Here is a 19151-nt window from a genome sequence, read left to right on the forward strand (position 1 = left end):
GATTATTCAGGTTTTTTATTTTTTAAACCAAAAACTATTAGTTAAAAAATTATAAAAAGCATTATTATTAATTTGACTTATAAAATATTTAACATTGTGTTTATATAAAGTTTCTAGTGTTTGAATTCTTGGAAAATTATAAGTTCTTTTATTACCTGATATTAATCCATATTTTGGTTTTATTAAACTGATAAATTGATCAGTTGAGCTAGTGTTAGAACCATGGTGTGGTACTTGTAAAATATCTATTGGTTTTAAATTAATTACGTATTTAAAATAATCATTATCAACTAACAGTTTTTCAGCTTCTTTTTCAACATCTCCTGTAAATAAAATTCTAATATTTCTATATTCAAACAAATAAACTAAAGATTTATCGTTTTCATTTTTTAAGTTATTTCAAAAAAAGTACATATTTACATTTTTAATACTTTTAAAAGGTAAAAAGTTATTATAAGTAATTGTTTCATAAACTTTAATATTTTTTCTAATAGCTTCAATTGCATTATAATGATCAGCATGATTGTGTGAAATTATAATTAAATCAACATGATTAATACCAAAATATTTTAAAAACTCATAACCAATATTTTTAGAAAAACCTTTTCCAACTCCACAATCATTTATAATAGTTGTATTTTTAAATTTATCATGAAAAACAAAACAATTACCATTACCAACATTTAACATTACTAAAAACACACTTGGTTTAATTAACCAACTAATTAAATAACTTAATAACAAAATAAAAATTAAACTTATTCAACTTCATATTGATTTAAAGTTATATTTAATTATTATTAAAATACTTAAATAAGCTAAAATCAAAAAAATAACATTAACATACCCTATATTAAAATTAATATTAATCTTTTTAATAAACTCAAAAATCTTAATTAATATATTAGTTAAAAAATTATGATCAAACCAAATTCAAATAAAAATACTAAAATATAAAAAACTAAACAACGGTCTTAAAATGATTAATAAACTTTGAATAACGACACTAAAACTATAAAAATAAAAGATTTGTAAAGGTATGAAATAAAAAGTAAAAAGTAAAGATCTTAACAATAAATCTAAAAAATTATTTCTAAAAATTTTTTCATAATAAAACATGAAACTAATAATTACAAAAATAACACTATTTGAAGTTAAAAAACTAGGAGTTAAAACAAAACAAATTAAAAGAGTTAAAAATCTTTTAAAAATTAATGAAGTAGGTTTTCTAGTTATTTTAAAATACAAACTAATAATAAAAAAAATAACTATTCTTAAACTAGCATAAGAAAAATTTGCTAAATAAGATAACAAAAAAACTATTAAATAAAATAAGTAAGTAATTATTGCTGTTCATTTAAATTTAGTGTTTAGTTTATAAAAAAACTTAGTAAAAAAATGAATGTTATAACTACTAATAACTATTAAAAAACCTAAGTTTAAATCTTTTATTAACTCACCAAACTTAGTGGATTTATCTATTGATTCAAATAAAAACATACTAGCTAGTTTATTTGTGTAAAAATAATTAGTTAAAAAGAAATTACTTCTAATTCCATTACTAATTTTTTCTACTTTATAATTAATCATTTCAAAATTGATAAACTGTTTATTTAAATAATTAAAAAAGTCAAATTGATAAAAACTAGTGTTACTTTCTAATTTGTTAAACACACCAGATATTTCTATTATTTGATCTAATAAAAACTTATTGTTATAGTCATTAATATAAAACTTAATATTTTTATATATTAAAATAGCATAATTGGTTTTTTTATCAATAACACCACTTGTAATAGTTTTGTTATTTAAATAGGTTAAATCAGTTTGTTTAAACCAAAACATATATACTAAAAACACTAAATTAATAGAAATAAAAATTAAAAGTATTTTCAAAATATTTTTATAATTTAAATAATAGTTAAACTTAAAAAGAAAATTGCTAGAATTAAATAATTAGGGCTTAAAGTTAAAATAAAATTAACACTCATACAAATACTTAACAATAAAAATAACAAAAAATAGTGCTTTAATATTAAAAAGTTATAAAAATCAATCATAAATATCTTAATATTTTTCATTTTCTTTTCCTCATTAGTGTTTTAGAAAAATACAAAATAAAAAAGTTAGATTTTTTAAAAATTTCTTATTATTATTAAAATTAAAATATTTATATATTTAAAAGACGTTTTTTAAAAATATAAATAAAAAAATTATTAATTAGTTTAATTGAAATTAAAAATTAAGAATGCTATTATTATATAGGCAATTGTGACTCGTTAGCTCAGCCGGTAGAGCAACTGGCTTTTAACCAGTGGGTCCGGGGTTCGAATCCCCGACGAGTCACCATGGGGGATTGGCGGAATTGGCAGACGCACTAGACTTAGGATCTAGCGTCTTTGACGTAAGGGTTCAAGTCCCTTATCCCCCACCAATTTTGAATTTAACCAGATTTTTCTGGTTTTTTATTTGAAATTTTAAAATGTTATTTTAAGAAATAAAAAAGTTAAAAAAAGAGTAATTAATATATTGAAAAAAAATTTAAATAATTATATACTCTATATTGTATGACTAAGATATAAATATCTTAGCAATCACGATCTTTGAAAACTAAATAGAATAATTATTGTACAAATCTTGTCAAAAGATTTATTTGAGTAATAAAAAACTTATAACAATAAAAATAGTCAGAATCACTTTTATTTAAAATTTTAAAATGAGAGTTTGATCCTGGCTCAGGATAAACGCTGGCGGCATGCCTAATACATGCAAGTCGAACGGGGGTGCTTGCACCTCAGTGGCGAACGGGTGAGTAACACGTATCTAACCTACCTTATAGCGGGGGATAACTTTTGGAAACGAAAGATAATACCGCATGTAGATCTTATTATCGCATGAGAAAAGATCAAAAGAACCGTTTGGTTCACTATGAGATGGGGATGCGGCGTATTAGCTAGTAGGTGAGATAATAGCCCACCTAGGCGATGATACGTAGCCGAACTGAGAGGTTGATCGGCCACATTGGGACTGAGATACGGCCCAGACTCCTACGGGAGGCAGCAGTAGGGAATTTTTCACAATGGACGAAAGTCTGATGAAGCAATGCCGCGTGAGTGATGACGGCCTTCGGGTTGTAAAGCTCTGTTGTAAGGGAAGAAAAAATAAAGTAGGAAATGACTTTATCTTGACAGTACCTTACCAGAAAGCCACGGCTAACTATGTGCCAGCAGCCGCGGTAATACATAGGTGGCAAGCGTTATCCGGATTTATTGGGCGTATAGGGTGCGTAGGCGGTTTTGCAAGTTTGAGGTTAAAGTCCGGAGCTCAACTCCGGTTCGCCTTGAAAACTGTTTTACTAGAATGCAAGAGAGGTAAGCGGAATTCCATGTGTAGCGGTGAAATGCGTAGATATATGGAAGAACACCTGTGGCGAAAGCGGCTTACTGGCTTGTTATTGACGCTGAGGCACGAAAGCGTGGGGAGCAAATAGGATTAGATACCCTAGTAGTCCACGCCGTAAACGATGAGTACTAAGTGTTGGGGTAACTCAGCGCTGCAGCTAACGCATTAAGTACTCCGCCTGAGTAGTATGCTCGCAAGAGTGAAACTCAAAGGAATTGACGGGGACCCGCACAAGTGGTGGAGCATGTGGTTTAATTCGAAGCAACACGAAGAACCTTACCAGGGCTTGACATCCAGTGCAAAGCTATAGAGATATAGTAGAGGTTAACATTGAGACAGGTGGTGCATGGTTGTCGTCAGTTCGTGCCGTGAGGTGTTGGGTTAAGTCCCGCAACGAACGCAACCCTTGTCGTTAGTTACTAACATTAAGTTGAGAACTCTAACGAGACTGCTAGTGTAAGCTAGAGGAAGGTGGGGATGACGTCAAATCATCATGCCCCTTATGTCCTGGGCTACACACGTGCTACAATGGCTGGTACAAAGAGTTGCAATCCTGTGAAGGGGAGCTAATCTCAAAAAACCAGTCTCAGTTCGGATTGAAGTCTGCAACTCGACTTCATGAAGCCGGAATCACTAGTAATCGCGAATCAGCTATGTCGCGGTGAATACGTTCTCGGGTCTTGTACACACCGCCCGTCACACCATGAGAGTTGGTAATACCAGAAGTAGGTAGATTAACCATTTGGAGAGCGCTTCCCAAGGTAGGACTAGCGATTGGGGTGAAGTCGTAACAAGGTATCCGTACGGGAACGTGCGGATGGATCACCTCCTTTCTATGGAGATATTTATATTACTGACTATTTAATTCTATTTAGTTTTCAGAGATCGTAAAACATCTCTGAAAATACAGATTGTTCTTTGAAAACTGAATATTAGATGAAATGCAATTTTCTGATTATAACAATATTTATAATTAGATAATTATTACGAAATTAAATTCGTAATGACATCAAAAACAATTAACTAAAATTAATTGAGTTACAAATTGCTAGAAAGATTTTCTAAAAAATAGTAAGAGCATATGGTGAATGCCTTGGAAAATGGAGCCGAAGAAGGACGTGACTACCTGCGATAAGTCTGGGGGAGCTGGAAGTAAGCTTTGATCCCGGAATTTCCGAATGGGGAAACCTAACATGATTTATCTCATGTTATCTATAAGTGAATACATAGCTTATATGATGGGAACCTAGGGAACTGAAACATCTTAGTACCTAGAGGAAAAGAAAATAATAATGATTCTGCTAGTAGCGGCGAGCGAAAACGGAACAGGCCAAACCATCCTATGGGGTGGGGTTGTAGGACTTTTGTTCGAGTTAGAAAATCATTGTATAATAGAAGCTACTGGGAAGTAGCGCCATAGAGGGTGATAGCCCCGTATATGAAATATAATGATCTCAATAAAGTATCCTGAGTACGGCGAAACACGTGAAATTTTGTCGGAATCTGCCAAGACCACTTGGTAAGCCTAAATACTACCATTTTACCGATAGTGAACCAGTACCGTGAGGGAAAGGTGAAAAGCACCCCGAAAGGGGAGTGAAATAGTCCCTGAAACCATATGCTTACAAGAAGGTAGAGCCCGTTAATGGGTAATACTGTGCTTTTTGTAGAAAGAGCCGGCGAGTTACTATTGCATGCAAGGTTAAGTTGATATAAACGGAGCCGTAGTGAAAGCGAGCCTTAATAGGGCGTTTAGTATGTAGTAGTAGACACGAAACCAGGTGATCTAGCCATGAGCAGGTTGAAGTTAGGGTAAAACCTAATGGAGGACCGAACCAGTATTCGTTGAAAAGACTTTGGATGACTTGTGGCTAGCGGTGAAATTCCAATCGAACCTGGAGATAGCTAGTTCTCCCCGATATATCTTTAAGGATAGCGTTGTGTGAATTGTTATGGAGGTAGAGCACTGAATCTATGATGGCTGCACCTAGCGGTACTGATTAGAATTAAACTCCGAATGCCATAATTTGTGCACAGCAGTCAGAACATGGGTGATAAGGTCCATGCTCGTGAGGGAAACAGCCCAGATCGTCAGCTAAGGTCCCTAAGTGTAAACTAAGTGTGTAAGGATGTGGAACTGCACAGACAGCTAGGATGTTGGCTTAGAAGCAGCCATCATTTAAAGAGTGCGTAACAGCTCACTAGTCGAGTGATTCTGCGCCGAAAATGTACCGGGGCTTAAGTTTACCACCGAAGCTACGGATTGTATGTAAATACAGTGGTAGGGGAGCGTTCTAAATATGATGAAGTCAGACTGTGAAGACTGGTGGAGTGTTTAGAAGTGATTATGCCGGCATGAGTAACGTTTGGAAGTGAGAATCTTCCATGCCGTTTGACCAAGGTTTCCTGGGCAAGGTTCGTCCACCCAGGGTTAGTCAGGACCTAAGGCGAGGCTGACAAGCGTAGTCGATGGACAACAGGTTGATATTCCTGTACCAGTTAATTAGTGATGGAGTGACGAAGAAGGATAATATATCCCGGGTGCTGGATATCCCGGGCTAAGCACAAAGATGGCAATGTTGGCAAATCCGCATTGTGTTAACATTGAAGTGTGAAAATAGGGGAGTGAACGGTTCGCCTAGTAACGAAGTATATGACTCCACGCTTCCAAGAAAAGCTTCTAACTTAATAATTAACTGCCTGTACCTAGAACGAACACACGTGGTCAAGGAGAAAATCCTAAGGCAAGCGAGATAACTGTAGCTAAGGAACTCTGCAAAATAACTCCGTAACTTCGGAAGAAGGAGTGCTCATTTATGATGAGCCGCAGTAAAGAGGGAGGGGCAACTGTTTAACAAAAACACAGCTCTCTGCTAAGTCGCAAGACGATGTATAGGGGGTGACACCTGCCCAGTGCCGGAAGGTTAAAAGGAGAAGTCAGCGCAAGCAAAGCTTTGAATTGAAGCCCCGGTGAACGGCGGCCGTAACTATAACGGTCCTAAGGTAGCGAAATTCCTTGTCAGGTAAATTCTGACCCGCACGAAAGGTGTAATGATCCCTTCGCTGTCTCGGCTGCAGACTCGGTGAAATTTTAGTACCGGTGAAGATGCCGGTTACCCGCAACTAGACGGAAAGACCCCGTGGAGCTTTACTATAACTTGATATTGAAATTTGGTATAACGTGTAGAGGATAGGTGGGAGACTGTGAGACTAGGACGCTAGTTCTAGTGGAGTCAACCTTGGAATACCACCCTCGTTATATTGGATTTCTAACTTGAATCCATTATCTGGATTAAGGACAGTGTCTGGTGGGTAGTTTGACTGGGGCGGTCGCCTCCCAAAAAGTAACGGAGGCGCTCAAAGGTATCCTCAGTATGGTTGGAAATCATACATAGAGCGCAAAGGTAGAAGGATGCTTAACTGCGAGACTTACAAGTCGAACAGATACGAAAGTAGGACTTAGTGATCCGGCGGTCCCGTGTGGAAGGGCCGTCGCTCAACGGATAAAAGTTACCCCGGGGATAACAGGCTTATCTCCCCCAAGAGTTCACATCGACGGGGAGGTTTGGCACCTCGATGTCGGCTCATCGCATCCTGGAGCTGTAGTCGGTTCCAAGGGTTGGGCTGTTCGCCCATTAAAGCGGTACGCGAGCTGGGTTCAGAACGTCGTGAGACAGTTTGGTCCCTATCTGTTGTGGGCGTTGGAAAATTGAAAAGAGCTGTTCCTAGTACGAGAGGACCGGAATGGATGCACCTCTGGTGCTCCTGTTGTCACGCCAGTGGCATAGCAGGGTAGCTATGTGCAGAAAGGATAATCGCTGAAGGCATCTAAGCGAGAAGCCTCCTTTAAGATGAATTTTCCCATTCATAAGATGTAAGATCCCATGTAGACCACATGGTTGATAGGATGGATGTGTAAGTGCTGTGAGGCATTAAGCTAACCATTACTAATAGATCGAGAGAATTTTAGAAAAAAGCAATTTTAACTTACATTTCAAACTAATAATCAGTTTTCAAAGAACAATCAAAAAATAATCTGGTGGTTATAGCATAGAGGTCACACCTGTTCCCATGCCGAACACAGAAGTTAAGCTCTATTACGGTGAAGATATTACTTATGTGAGAAAATAGCAAGCTGCCAGTTTATAAGAACCCTAGTGGTTCTTTTTTAATATATACTTGAATTAAAGCTAAAATACTATAGAATATTAATTTAGCATTTTATAGGTATAATTATAAAAAATATGAAAGGAATATGATGAATAAAAAAAATATTATTATTTTTTCAGACTTAGATGGTACATTATTGTATGATGATTACATATTTTCACCAAAAACTATTGAAGTTGTTGAAAAATTATACAAAAAAGGAATATACTTAATCCCAATAACTGCTAGAACAATTAAAGACTTAAAGCAAAAGGCTAATTTATTAGGAATTGATAAATTTAAAGGAATTATAGTAGCAAGTAATGGTGCTCAAATTTATGATTATAAAACTGATAAGCTTATTTTTGATCAAACATTACCAAAAGAATTCATCAAAGAAATATTTAATAGATATCATAATAAGTTTTTTGCTAAATTAATTTTTTATTCTCCAAATTGTTGTTATGTTTTTGCAGAAGGTAGAAATAGTAAATATTGAGCTCATCAAGTCATGGGATTAAAATACATTTCAGTAGATTCACCAGATCAAATTGATGAACCTATAACTCATTTTTATATTGTTACAAATAGTAAAGCTACACCAGAAGAAAATCTTAATGAATATAAATACTTAATGAATCATTATTCAGATGATTATAAAGTAGATAGTTATAACAATAGAGTGTTTGATATTTCAGTTAAAGGTGTTGACAAAGGTTGTGGGGTTAATAAAGTAATGCAATATCTAAATTTAGATGAAACAACTACTCACTCATACGGATTTGGTGATGGACCAAACGATTTTTCATTGCTAAAAGCTTGTACAACTGGAGTTGCAATGAAAAATGGAATTATTGAATTAAAAGAAATAGCAGACGATATCACAGATTATTCAAATGATAAAGATGGTGTTGCTAGATATATTTGTGATAAAATTTTAAATGTAGACTAGGAGAGTTTATAATGGCAGATATAATTAAAATCACTTCAAAAGAACAATTTGACAAAGAAATTAAAGAAGGAAAAGTTTTAGTAGACTTTAACGCTACTTGATGTGGACCTTGTAAAATGTTAGCACCAATTCTTCATGATTTTGCTAAAAAGGTAGACGGTGTTAAATTTTTAGATGTAGATGTTGATTTAAATCGTCAAGTTGCTGAAGAATTTAAAATAATGTCAATTCCTACACTAATAACTTTTGAGAATGGAAATCAGAAAAACAAACATATAGGTTTTGCTACTCCTGACCAATTAAAAAATTTAATTGACTAATATAAAACCAACCTTTTTTAGTTCTTAGGTTGGTTTTTATTATAAAGAGCTTATTAGTTTTGTTTAATTTTTAATAAAAAAGTAGAACTTTTCTTTTCTTAGTTCTACTTTTTTTATTCTTTTGGTTTCATTTGTGGAAATAACAAAACGTCTTTAATAGAGTCAGAATTAGTTAAAAGCATAACTAATCTATCAATTCCAATACCAATACCCGCAGTTGGTGGCATCGCATGTTCTAAAGCTTCAACAAAATCAATATCCATATCATTTGCTTCGTCATTTCCTTTAGATTCTTCTTCTAGTTGAGCCTTAAATCTCTCATACTGATCAATTGGATCATTTAATTCACTAAAAGCATTAGCATATTCTCTACCAATAATAAATAATTCAAATCTATCAGTAAATCTTGGATCATTTGGATTTGATTTTGCTAATGGAGAAATTTCTTTTGGATGCCCATAAACGAATGTGGGTTCAATAATAGTTGATTCAACAAATTCTTCATAAAATAAGTTAATTATATGTCCAACAGATTCTTGGTGTTTTTCAACATAAACATTATGTTTTTTAGCTAGTTCTAAGGCTTGTTCCACAGTCATTTCTTGTCAAAAATCAACACCCGTAACTTGTTTAATTCCATCAACCATATGTAATCTTTTAAAAGGTTTTGATAAATCAATTTTAACGTTGTTATATTCTATTACACTACTTGAATTTACCGCTGAATTACATACTCTAAAAATTTCTTCAGTTAAGTCCATTAAAAAGAACATATCTTCATAAGCAACATATAACTCAATACTTGTAAATTCAGGGTTGTGTCTTGTGCTCATACCTTCATTTCTAAAAATACGTCCTATTTCATAAACTCCTTCAAAACCACCAACAATTAAACGTTTTAAATGTAATTCTGTTGCTATTCTTAAATAAACATCAGTATTTAAAACATTATAATGAGTAACAAACGGTTTAGCAGAAGCTCCACCTTTTAATGAATGCAAAATAGGAGTCTCAACTTCCATATAACCTCTATTATCTAAAAAATTTTGCATTGTTCTTATAATTTTAGTTCTAGCTTGAAATGTTTTTCTAACGTCATGATTCATAATTAGGTCAACATATCTTCTACGATATTTTTCTTCTATATCTTGAATTCCAGCATGTTTATCAGGTAAAGGTCTTAAAGCTTTAGATAGTAAGACAACCTCTTTACATCTAATTGATAATTCACCATGATCTGTTCTCATCATGATCCCTTTTACTCCAATAATATCTCCAAGATCTAAATCCCTAAAATCTTCAAAAGCTTCTTGACCTATTTCATCTAATCTTACATATAATTGAATACTTGAATCTTGATCATCAATATTAACAAATGCAGCTTTTTTTCCAGCTTCTCTATATAACTTAATTCTTCCAGCTACAATAACTAGTTCTTGAGTTAAATTTAATAACTCTTCTTTACTATAATCTTTATATTTTTCATTTAACTTTAATAATGTAGTGTTTCTTTTTCAGTTTGTTATTTTATAAGGATCTTTATTTTGATCAACTAAATTTTTATATTTATTTCTTCTAACTAATTCTTGTTCACTAAATTTTCTATCATCTAACATATTTATTCTTCTCTATACTCCTTAATAATATTTTCTACATCCTTAACGGTTTCTATCTTATTCGCTTTTTCTTTTAGAATCTTAGTTAGTTGTTTATTATTTAAAACATCTAAATATCAAGTTAAATGTTTTCTAAATTCTTTAATAGCAATTGGCTCAGTTTTAAGATCTACTAACAATTTTAAATGTTCTAAAACTGTTGTTTTTCATTCATCAAAATTAGGCTTTTCCAATTCTTTTCCTGTTTTTAAATAATGATTAATTTGTTCAAAAATTCAAGGATTTCCTTGACAAGCTCTTGATATCATTACAGCATCACAACCAGTTTCATCTAACATTTTTTTAGCAGATTTAGCATCGATAACATCACCATTTCCAATTACTGGAATACTAACAGCTTGTTTTACTTCTTTGATTTTTTCTCAATCGGCATGACCAGTATAAAAATCACTTCTAGTTCTAGCGTGGACTGCAATTGCACTTGCTCCTGCTTTTTGAATTAGTTTAGCAACTTCAACAGCATTAACACTATTTTTATCTCATCCTAACCTAATTTTTGCAGTAACTGGCTTAGTAGTATTTTTAACAACATTTTTTACAATCTCATAAATTAATTCAGGGGTTTTTAATAAAGCTGATCCACTTTGAGAACGTATAGCAACTTTAGGAGCTGGACAACCTAAATTTAAATCAATAATGTCGCAATTTACATTATTTTCAATTCACTTAGTAGCTGTTATAAATTCTTCAACATTATTTCCAAAAATTTGCATACTTATTGGATGTTCAATTTTATTAACATTTAACATATCAAGTGTTTTTTTATTATCATGAACCATTCCTGCAACTGAAACCATTTCAGCATAAACTAAACTAGCTCCATGTTGTTTTGAAATTATTCTAAAAGCTTCATTACTAACTCCAGCCATTGGTCCTTGAACTACTTTACCTTGAATTTCTACATTACCAATTTTCATTTTAACCCAATCTTTTTCCGTGTGCATATAACTTAGAATTTACATCAGTAAAAAACACTCATACTTTTTGAGAATAATTTTTAAAATAATCAATAATAAAATCAGCTAGAAGTTGTTCTTTATCTGGTCTTGACATTCACTCAACTGTTACATAAATTGGATTAGTATTTGATTCTGTTATAAAAATTTCAGAATTTTCTCAAATAACAAAAATATTTTTTGAATCTGCTTTTACTAAATCTGCAATTTTTTCAATATTTTTTGAGAATTGTTTAACTTGATCTTTTTCTAAACCACTAAACTTAATGATTGGCATAATAAATTTCTCTTTTTCTATGTAATTTTAATTACAAAATAAATAATTATAGTAAATCAAAAAATAATAAATTTTATAAACTAATTAACCAAATAATTATTTAATAAATTCTTGGTTATTAAAATACGGTCTTAATAATGTTGGTAAAATTAATTTTTCACCATCTCAATAATTTTCTAAAATAGCTGCAATCAGTCTATCAACTGCAACTCCACTTCCATTTAATGTGTGAACTAATTTAATTTTTGAATCTTTATCTTTAAATCTTGTTTGCATATTTCTAGCTTGAAAATCAGTACAATTTGAACATGAAGATATTTCACGATATTTATTTTGTTCTGGAAATCAAACTTCTAAATCATAGGTTTTAGCAGAACTAAAACCAATATCTCCACTACATAATTCAACAACTCTATAAGGTAAATCAAACATATTTAAAACATCTTCAGCATCCTTAATTAGCATTTCTAATTCATTCATTGATTCTTCTGGATGAACAATCTTTACTAACTCAACTTTATTAAATTGATGTAATCTAATCATTCCTTTAGTATCTCTTCCAGCGCTTCCTGCTTCTTGTCTAAAACATTGAGTAAAAGAAGTATATTTTAAAGGTAAAACATCATAAGTCAAAATTTCATTAGCATGCAAATTAGTTAAAGGAACTTCACTTGTTGGAATTAAATATTGTTCTCCAACTTGATACATATCTTCACTAAATTTTGGTAATTGACCTGTTCCTAACATAACACTTTTATTTACAATTAAAGGACAAAAAATTTCCTTATAGCCATGTTTTTCATGTCTTTTTAATAAAACATCAGCAATGGATCTAACTAATTTTGAACCTAATCCAGTATAAATTAAAAATCTTGACCCACTCAATTTAACTCCCTTTTCAAAATCTACTAGACCTAATTTTGTAGCTATTTGTCAATGTGGAGTAGAATGTTTTAATAAATTGGAATGGTTTGATTTTCTAATTTCAACATTATCTTCATCGCTTTTACCAAAATAAATATCTTTGTGTGGCAAATTAGGAATATATGATAGTTTTTCTAAGATTTGATCATTAACAGTTCTTAACTCATCATCTATTTTGATAATTTGTTCATTTAAACTAACAACTTCAGCTTTTGCTTTGTCAGCTTGTTCATTTTTTTTATCTTTAATTAATATTCCAATTTCTTTTGATAACTGATTTTTTCTAGATTTTAATGCTTCAAATTTAACTAATATTTGTTTTCTTTTAAGATTTTTTTCTACTGCATATTTTAAATCTTCACTATAATCTTGCTGATTACGTTTATTTAATCTTTGAATTACTTCATCTAAATTCTGTTCAATATAATTAATGTCTAGCATTACAAAAAACTCCTTTTATTAAAATTAATTATATTATAAGTAATTCTTAAAACAAAAAACAAGCCGTGGCTTGTTTTGATATTATTGATATATTTTTGTAATTTTATTAAGTAATCCTAATGTTTTTCCTAACATTGGTCCTGCTAAGAATAAGAATCCTATAGTACCAATATTTACATAGTTTAGTAAGAATTTAGCTTTAATATCTCAAGATATAGGATTTACTAAAAGCATAATAACTCCAGGAATAATAATTAATACATCCATTAACACTCTTGAAACATTAAATGGTAATTTAGTTAATCTCATAAAGTTTGTGTTGATTGAGTTATATGATCCTAATAATCAACCTGAGTGAATTCAAAATGTTAGTCCAACAATATATAAAACAAATGCAATTGTGAAAAATATTGTTCTAAATTGGTAAGCAGTTGATTGATTAAACAATCAATCTAAATATCCAATTACTTTTAACATTTCAATTTGACCATCAATTACATATGATAATCCAACATTAATAATTACATCTAAAACAATTAGTGGTATTAATTGTAATCATAGCTTTTTATCTTTTGTTATTTTGTATTCTCTAATAATTGATAACACTAGAAACACAACTGAAACTAGTAATAAAAATCCATATAATGACATTAAAGCTAGTTTGTAATTAGTTGCAGCAACTAATCCTTCAACAGTTTTTTCATTAACTTTTGCTCAATCTTTAAACAATGCTAATATACTAAAGTTTGTAAAATCTACTTGACTTGCTCCTACTGCTGTTGGCACATATAAAGCAATTGACAATGAAAACAAATACAATCCAATTAGTAAACAACCTAACCTAATTAAGTATTGTTTTTTGTTTTGACTAATACTTGTTTTTAAATTGCAAAAATATTTTTTCATTCTTATCTCCTTTTTAGTTTTCATAATATTATAACCTAGGAAACATTTATTTTAACATTTTTTTAATAAAGTATATAGTAAATATAAATATCTAATTTATTAATTGATAAAAGCATTACATAAATACAATACACTAATAACATAATAGAATCTATAATAAAAAAATCAAACTCTAAAAATCTATTTTTTAAATTAAAAAAATAATATATTTATAATTTTTAATGAATTTAATTAAGATTTAAAAATAGATATAAAAAATCTAGCGAGGGGGGTTGCTAGATTTTTATCTTTTTATTATATTGCATTATCTATTTCTGTATATTGAATATTTAATGAATCAGCAACATTTTTATAAACTAATTTACCATTAACAGTTTGTACACCTAATTTTAATGCACTATTGTCTTGAATAGCTTTTTTTCACCCTTTTGATGCAATTTCTACTACATAAGTAAGTGTAGCATTAGTCAAAGCAATTGTTGAAGTTCTTGGAACTGCTCCAGGAATGTTTGGAACTGAGTAATGAATAACATTGTGTCTTATAAAAGTAGGATCAGCATGTGAACTTATATGATTAACAGTTTCAACACTTCCACCTTGATCAATAGCAACATCAATAATAACACTATTTGGTTTCATTGTTTTTACCATTTCTGTTGTTACTAATTTGGGTGCTAACTTACCAGGAATTAATACAGTTGAAATAACTACATCACTTTCTTTAACAGCTTTTGCAATATTTGCATAATTTGATTTTAATATGTTTGCTTTGTGTCCATATGTTTCATATAGTTGTCTAATTCTATTTTCATTAAATTCAATTATAGTAACATTAGCTTCCATAGCTATTGCTAATCTAAGAGCTGAAGACCCAGCAACTCCTCCACCAATAATAGTAATATTAGCTTTTGGAGTTCCAGGAGTTCCACTAACAAGTACTCCTAAAGCATCTTTATCTGTATTTTTTAATAATAAATTTGAAGCAATAATAACTGCCATTCTTCCAGCAACTTCACTCATTGGACGTAATAAAGGTAAGGCTTTGTCTGGTGTTTGAACAGTTTCATAAGCAATAGCAATGACTTTATTTTTGATTAATTCTTCTGTTAAATCTTTTAAACCAGCTAAGTGAAAATAAGTAAAAATAATTTGGTTTTCATAAAAATATTTGTATTCTGATTTTAAAGGTTCTTTAACTTTAACAATCATTTCTTGTTTTCAAACATCTTCTACATTTTTAGTGATTTTCGCTCCTGCTTTTTCATATTCAAGATCACTAAAACCACTACCTAATCCAGCTCCTGATTCAACTAAAACTTCATGATTATTTCTAACTAATTCAACAACTCCCACAGGAGTAATACCAACACGATTTTCATTTTGTTTAATTTCTTTAGGTAATCCTATTTTCATATTATTCTCCTTAATCAAACAAATATATATAATAAAATGTCATACTATTTATGATTGGCATTTACGGTTTTATTTTATCACTACATATAAATCAAATATAAAATTGCAAAAAGCTTATTTATTTTTATAAATATCAATATCTAATTTTTTAAATAAGTTTAAAAAACTTTGAGTATTAAACACATTATATAAAACTATTGCAGAAATTACTGATACTAAATATTGAATAAAATCAGTTATTAAAGATATTAATGCTTTAACATTAGCTTGACTAGTATCACTAGAATTAGAATAATAATTAATTACATAAGCATATAAAACATATAAAAATATAAAGAGTTCAGCAATCATTATATTTAAATAAAATGGTAATTTATAAATTAGTAATTTAATTGAAACAAACATTAAAATATGAATAATAATTGAAATAGGAACATAAAAAGCTGCTCCTGAAACTAAATCAAAAATCATTGCATAAACACAACCAACAACTAGCATCATAGGACCAGGAATAAAAAAAGTCAAACTTAAAAACAACCCATCTGCAACTTGAAACAAACCAGTTCCTGCGATTTGAATCATAGAAGTAGTTAAGGCTATAACTGTTAATAAGCTTGACAAAACAGCTGTTAAAACAATATATTTAATACTTTTAAAATAAGAAATTCAATTAATAATTATTTTTTTGTTACTCATTAAATTATTCTATCTTATTTATTTTTTAAATATACCAAATAATAATTTAAAAAAGTTTCAAATAAAACCAGTTATAAAAATTAGTGGTCCTATGTAAATAACAAGTAATACTCCAATTTTTTGTTGAAGATTTGGAAGTTCTAGTTTTAATAACTGTACTGCTGTATGAGTTTTTAAAACATTGGTTGCTCTTTGTAAGAAATTTAGATCTGTTTTATCTGCTGCAAAACCTAAAATAATGATTCCAATTAAGATTACAATAGCTGCTAAAACTAAAGAAATTAGTATTTTAAATATTTTTCTGAACATATATTTCACTCTTTCTTAAAACTATAATAACATAGTGCTATAAATTATCTAATACAATAAGTTAATTTTAACAAAAAATTTTTAAAACTATTATGTGTCGGTTTTTATAGTATTTACTTAAATTTAAAAGGAATCAAAATTACGATTAAAGATAGCGCAAAAATTTTAAAAAGTGGAGAATTTTTAAGAAAGGGATTACCGAAAGTAAGACATTATGTTTTTATTTTTTGACTTAATTACTAACTTTGTCTTATCCTCCTAATCTCTTGCTTTTATTTCTTTAATTAACTAAAATAATAAACTATTGAATAAGATAGTAACAAAAACTATTAAAGACATTCCAAATATATAAAATCTATTGAATCCTTATATTATTTTATTTTCTACATTTTCTAGAAAGATAAAATAAATTAGATGTCTAATCTTACCTTTTTATACATATTATAAAAAATGATAAGCAGTTACTTGTAACTCAACAAAACCAAATTTAAGCTTATGTTTTTATTATTAACTATTTAAAGAAAATAAATATAAAATATAAGTTGAAAAAATACTAAACTGTGGGGTCGAATAATTAAAAAAGCAAAATACAATTTAACTCCAATATTAAAATGAGTTGGAGGAAAAAGACAATTATTGAATGAAATTATTTCTCTAATACCAGAGAAAATCAATACGTATGTTGAACCTTTTCTAGGTGGCGGAGCTGTATTATTTTTTGTTCAGCCAAAAAAAGCTATAGTAAACGATTTAAATAAAGAATTGATTAATGTTTATAACACTATTAAAAATAACTCTAAGGAATTAATATCTAAATTAAGAGAATTAAAATCACTAAATTCAGAAAAGTATTTTTATGACTTAAGATCATTAGATAGAAATAATGATTTTCATCAATTAGATAACGTTTTTAGAGCAGCAAGAATAATTTACCTAAACAAGACTTGCTATAACGGATTGTTTAGATTAAACAAAGCAGGTCAATTTAATACCCCATATGGTAGATACAAAAAGCCTAATATATTTGATTTGAACAATATATTAGAAATGTCAAGATATTTCAATGATAATAATATTCAAATTATTAACAAAAGTTACGAAGAAGTTCTTAAAAATCTTAAAAAGGGGGATTTTGTTTATTTAGATCCTCCTTATATGCCTTTAAGTAGCTCTTCTTCATTTACAGGTTATACACAAAGCGGTTTTGATGAAAATCAACAAATCAAATTAAAGCAAATCTGTGATGCATTGAATAAAAAGGGTGTTAAGTTTTTATTGTCTAATTCAGATCATCCATTTATAAAAGATTTATATAAGAATTATACAATTACTATTATCAAGGCTAAAAGAGTAATTAATAGCAAATCTGATAAAAGAGGAGAAATTAACGAAATATTAGTAAGAAATTATTAGTATGAATATAAATGAAGCTTGAAACAAACTTTTTGATAAATACAAAATTCTAGATGAAATAAATAAAAAAGGTTTTTATATAATAAAAACTGAAACTATTAAGGAATTTAATGAACCAAGATTAATGGCTAAATTCGATAGTTCTTTAAAACTACCTGAAATTTTCAAACAACACAATATTAATATTTTACCTATTAGTAAAAAGAAATATATACTATCTAGTTTTAAACTATATGAATATATTGGTCAGCTTGGTGAAAATAATAAAAATAATATAGAAAAAATCATAATTGAACATAATTATCAGTCAATTAACATTAATAATATTTCTTCTGAATCAAGTGCTATTATGAGCTTAATTCTAACTAGAACATTAGATAATTTTTTAGTCGAAAACGATAATACAATGACATTCTTTGGTAGAATGTGAACAAAAAACTTTGATTTTTTTATAGATAAAATAGATAACAAAAGTATGAAAATTGAAGTTAATAATTCTCAATGCGAAATAGATGCCGGTTTAGAAAACAAAAAATCACTTGTTATTTTAGAAGCAAAATTATCAAGTGATCCAGACTTTAATATTAGACAATTGTACTATCCATTTAGACTATGATCTAATAAAGTTGAAAAACCTATTAGATTAGTCTTTATAAATTACTTTAATCAAATTTTTAGATTATTTGAATATAAATTTGAAGATATTAATAATTTATCTTTGATTAAACTAATTAAACAAAAAAGCTACTCTTTATACAATACTAAAATAACACTTGATGATATTTATAAAGTTTTTAGAAACTAAAGTTATTTACACAGATAACCAATATGAATCGGATACTGTTTTTATTCAGGCAGATTCTTTTTGAAGAATTATAGATATATTAGAATTTTTATCAAGAAAAACTAAAACTAAAAAGCAAATTGCGCAAATTATGAATTTTACAGATAGGCAAGCTGACTATTATTTTAATGCTGGTAAATATTTAAAATTGTGAGATAAGAATAAAAATACCAAACAAGTGTTTTTGACTAATATAGCTAAAAAGATAATAAAACTTAATTACAAACAACGTCAATTAAAATTGGTAAGTTTAATTCTAGAACATAAGATATTTAACGAATTGTTTATCCAAACTTATACTAACCAACAATTCCCAACCAAGGAAAAAATTATTAGCATTATGCTGGAAAATAACGTGTGTAGTAAAAATCTAGTGGAGAGAAGATCTAATTCAGTTCTTGCTTGAATAAAATGGATTTTTAATTTAACAAATATTTAAATAAAATTTATTCTCTCACAAACCCTATTTTCTC

Annotated in this window: 13 protein-coding genes, 2 tRNA genes, 3 rRNA genes and 1 pseudogene; 10 read left to right on the forward strand and 9 right to left on the reverse strand. The window is 29.2% G+C overall.

From position 1 onward, the window contains the following. Nucleotides 1-15: 15 nt before the first annotated feature. A pseudogene (locus MSB_RS04955) lies at nt 16-2081 on the reverse strand (ComEC/Rec2 family competence protein). Nucleotides 2082-2273: 192 nt separating this feature from the next. Between MSB_RS04955 and MSB_RS04250 the strand changes: the two are divergent. The 7 genes from MSB_RS04250 to trxA all read left to right on the forward strand — a co-directional run bounded on the left by MSB_RS04250 (nt 2274) and on the right by trxA (nt 8823). Continuing rightward, nucleotides 2274-2349: transfer RNA gene (locus tag MSB_RS04250), tRNA-Lys, on the forward strand. Nucleotide 2350: 1 nt separating this feature from the next. Next, nucleotides 2351-2434: transfer RNA gene (locus tag MSB_RS04255), tRNA-Leu, on the forward strand. 278 nt (nt 2435-2712) lie between these two features. Next, nucleotides 2713-4235, forward strand: a 16S ribosomal RNA gene (locus tag MSB_RS04260). A 228-nt stretch (nt 4236-4463) separates the two neighbouring features. Further along, nucleotides 4464-7374: ribosomal RNA gene (locus MSB_RS04265) — 23S ribosomal RNA — on the forward strand. A gap of 63 nt (nt 7375-7437) precedes the next feature. Next, nucleotides 7438-7546 (forward strand): 5S ribosomal RNA (rrf, locus tag MSB_RS04270). The 16S, 23S and 5S rRNA genes sit together here with 2 tRNA genes alongside, the layout of an rRNA operon. A gap of 114 nt (nt 7547-7660) precedes the next feature. Next, a complete protein-coding gene (locus tag MSB_RS04275) occupies nt 7661-8503 on the forward strand; it encodes a Cof-type HAD-IIB family hydrolase (RefSeq protein WP_013448108.1) in 843 nt (280 codons plus the stop codon). An 11-nt stretch (nt 8504-8514) separates the two neighbouring features. Next, nucleotides 8515-8823 carry a thioredoxin gene (gene trxA, locus MSB_RS04280; RefSeq protein WP_011387661.1) on the forward strand — a complete coding sequence of 103 codons (309 nt, stop codon included), beginning with the start codon at nt 8515-8517 and terminating at the stop codon, nt 8821-8823. Between the two features lie 113 nt (nt 8824-8936). Here the strand turns inward: trxA and lysS are convergent, their stop codons facing one another. The 8 genes from lysS to MSB_RS04320 form a co-directional block, all read right to left on the reverse strand. After that, a complete protein-coding gene (gene lysS / locus MSB_RS04285) occupies nt 8937-10439 on the reverse strand; it encodes a lysine--tRNA ligase (protein ID WP_013448109.1) in 1503 nt (500 codons plus the stop codon). 2 nt (nt 10440-10441) lie between these two features. Beyond that, the gene (gene dusB / locus MSB_RS04290; RefSeq protein ID WP_013448110.1) at nt 10442-11416 is read right to left on the reverse strand and encodes a tRNA dihydrouridine synthase DusB; all 975 of its coding nucleotides are present in this window, start codon (nt 11414-11416) and stop codon (nt 10442-10444) included. Between the two features lies 1 nt (nt 11417). Continuing rightward, on the reverse strand, nt 11418-11732 hold the full coding sequence (locus tag MSB_RS04295; protein WP_013448111.1) for a DUF1904 family protein: 315 nt from the start codon (nt 11730-11732) through the stop codon (nt 11418-11420). 96 nt (nt 11733-11828) lie between these two features. Further along, the gene (gene serS / locus MSB_RS04300; protein ID WP_013448112.1) at nt 11829-13097 is read right to left on the reverse strand and encodes a serine--tRNA ligase; all 1269 of its coding nucleotides are present in this window, start codon (nt 13095-13097) and stop codon (nt 11829-11831) included. A gap of 81 nt (nt 13098-13178) precedes the next feature. Continuing rightward, complete coding sequence (locus tag MSB_RS04305; RefSeq protein WP_013448113.1) at nt 13179-14003, reverse strand: SPE_1075/MLC_0560 family membrane protein; 825 nt, start codon at nt 14001-14003, stop codon at nt 13179-13181. A 294-nt stretch (nt 14004-14297) separates the two neighbouring features. Continuing rightward, nucleotides 14298-15416, reverse strand: a complete 1119-nt coding sequence (gene ald / locus MSB_RS04310; protein ID WP_013448114.1) for an alanine dehydrogenase — start codon at nt 15414-15416, stop codon at nt 14298-14300. A 114-nt stretch (nt 15417-15530) separates the two neighbouring features. After that, the gene (locus MSB_RS04315; RefSeq protein WP_013448115.1) at nt 15531-16112 is read right to left on the reverse strand and encodes an ECF transporter S component family protein; all 582 of its coding nucleotides are present in this window, start codon (nt 16110-16112) and stop codon (nt 15531-15533) included. 18 nt (nt 16113-16130) lie between these two features. Continuing rightward, nucleotides 16131-16421, reverse strand: coding sequence for a hypothetical protein (locus tag MSB_RS04320; protein ID WP_013448116.1), 291 nt, complete (start codon nt 16419-16421; stop codon nt 16131-16133). A 606-nt stretch (nt 16422-17027) separates the two neighbouring features. Between MSB_RS04320 and MSB_RS04325 the strand changes: the two genes are divergently transcribed. The 3 genes from MSB_RS04325 to MSB_RS05315 are packed head-to-tail and all read left to right on the forward strand — an operon-like array spanning nt 17028 to nt 19117. Then, nucleotides 17028-17834: a DNA adenine methylase gene (locus MSB_RS04325; RefSeq protein ID WP_274376981.1), complete on the forward strand. Its 807-nt coding sequence runs from the start codon at nt 17028-17030 to the stop codon at nt 17832-17834. A 1-nt stretch (nt 17835) separates the two neighbouring features. Next, nucleotides 17836-18639 carry a type II restriction enzyme gene (locus MSB_RS05310; RefSeq protein ID WP_013448118.1) on the forward strand — a complete coding sequence of 268 codons (804 nt, stop codon included), beginning with the start codon at nt 17836-17838 and terminating at the stop codon, nt 18637-18639. Then, nucleotides 18611-19117, forward strand: coding sequence for a DUF7226 domain-containing protein (locus tag MSB_RS05315; protein WP_013448119.1), 507 nt, complete (start codon nt 18611-18613; stop codon nt 19115-19117). Before MSB_RS05310 ends, MSB_RS05315 begins: the two co-directional genes overlap by 29 nt. The last annotated feature ends 34 nt before the right edge of the window (nt 19118-19151 follow it).

Origin of the sequence: Mycoplasma leachii PG50 (genome assembly GCF_000183365.1) — a bacterium.
GTDB lineage: Bacteria > Bacillota_I > Bacilli_A > Mycoplasmatales > Mycoplasmataceae > Mycoplasma > Mycoplasma leachii.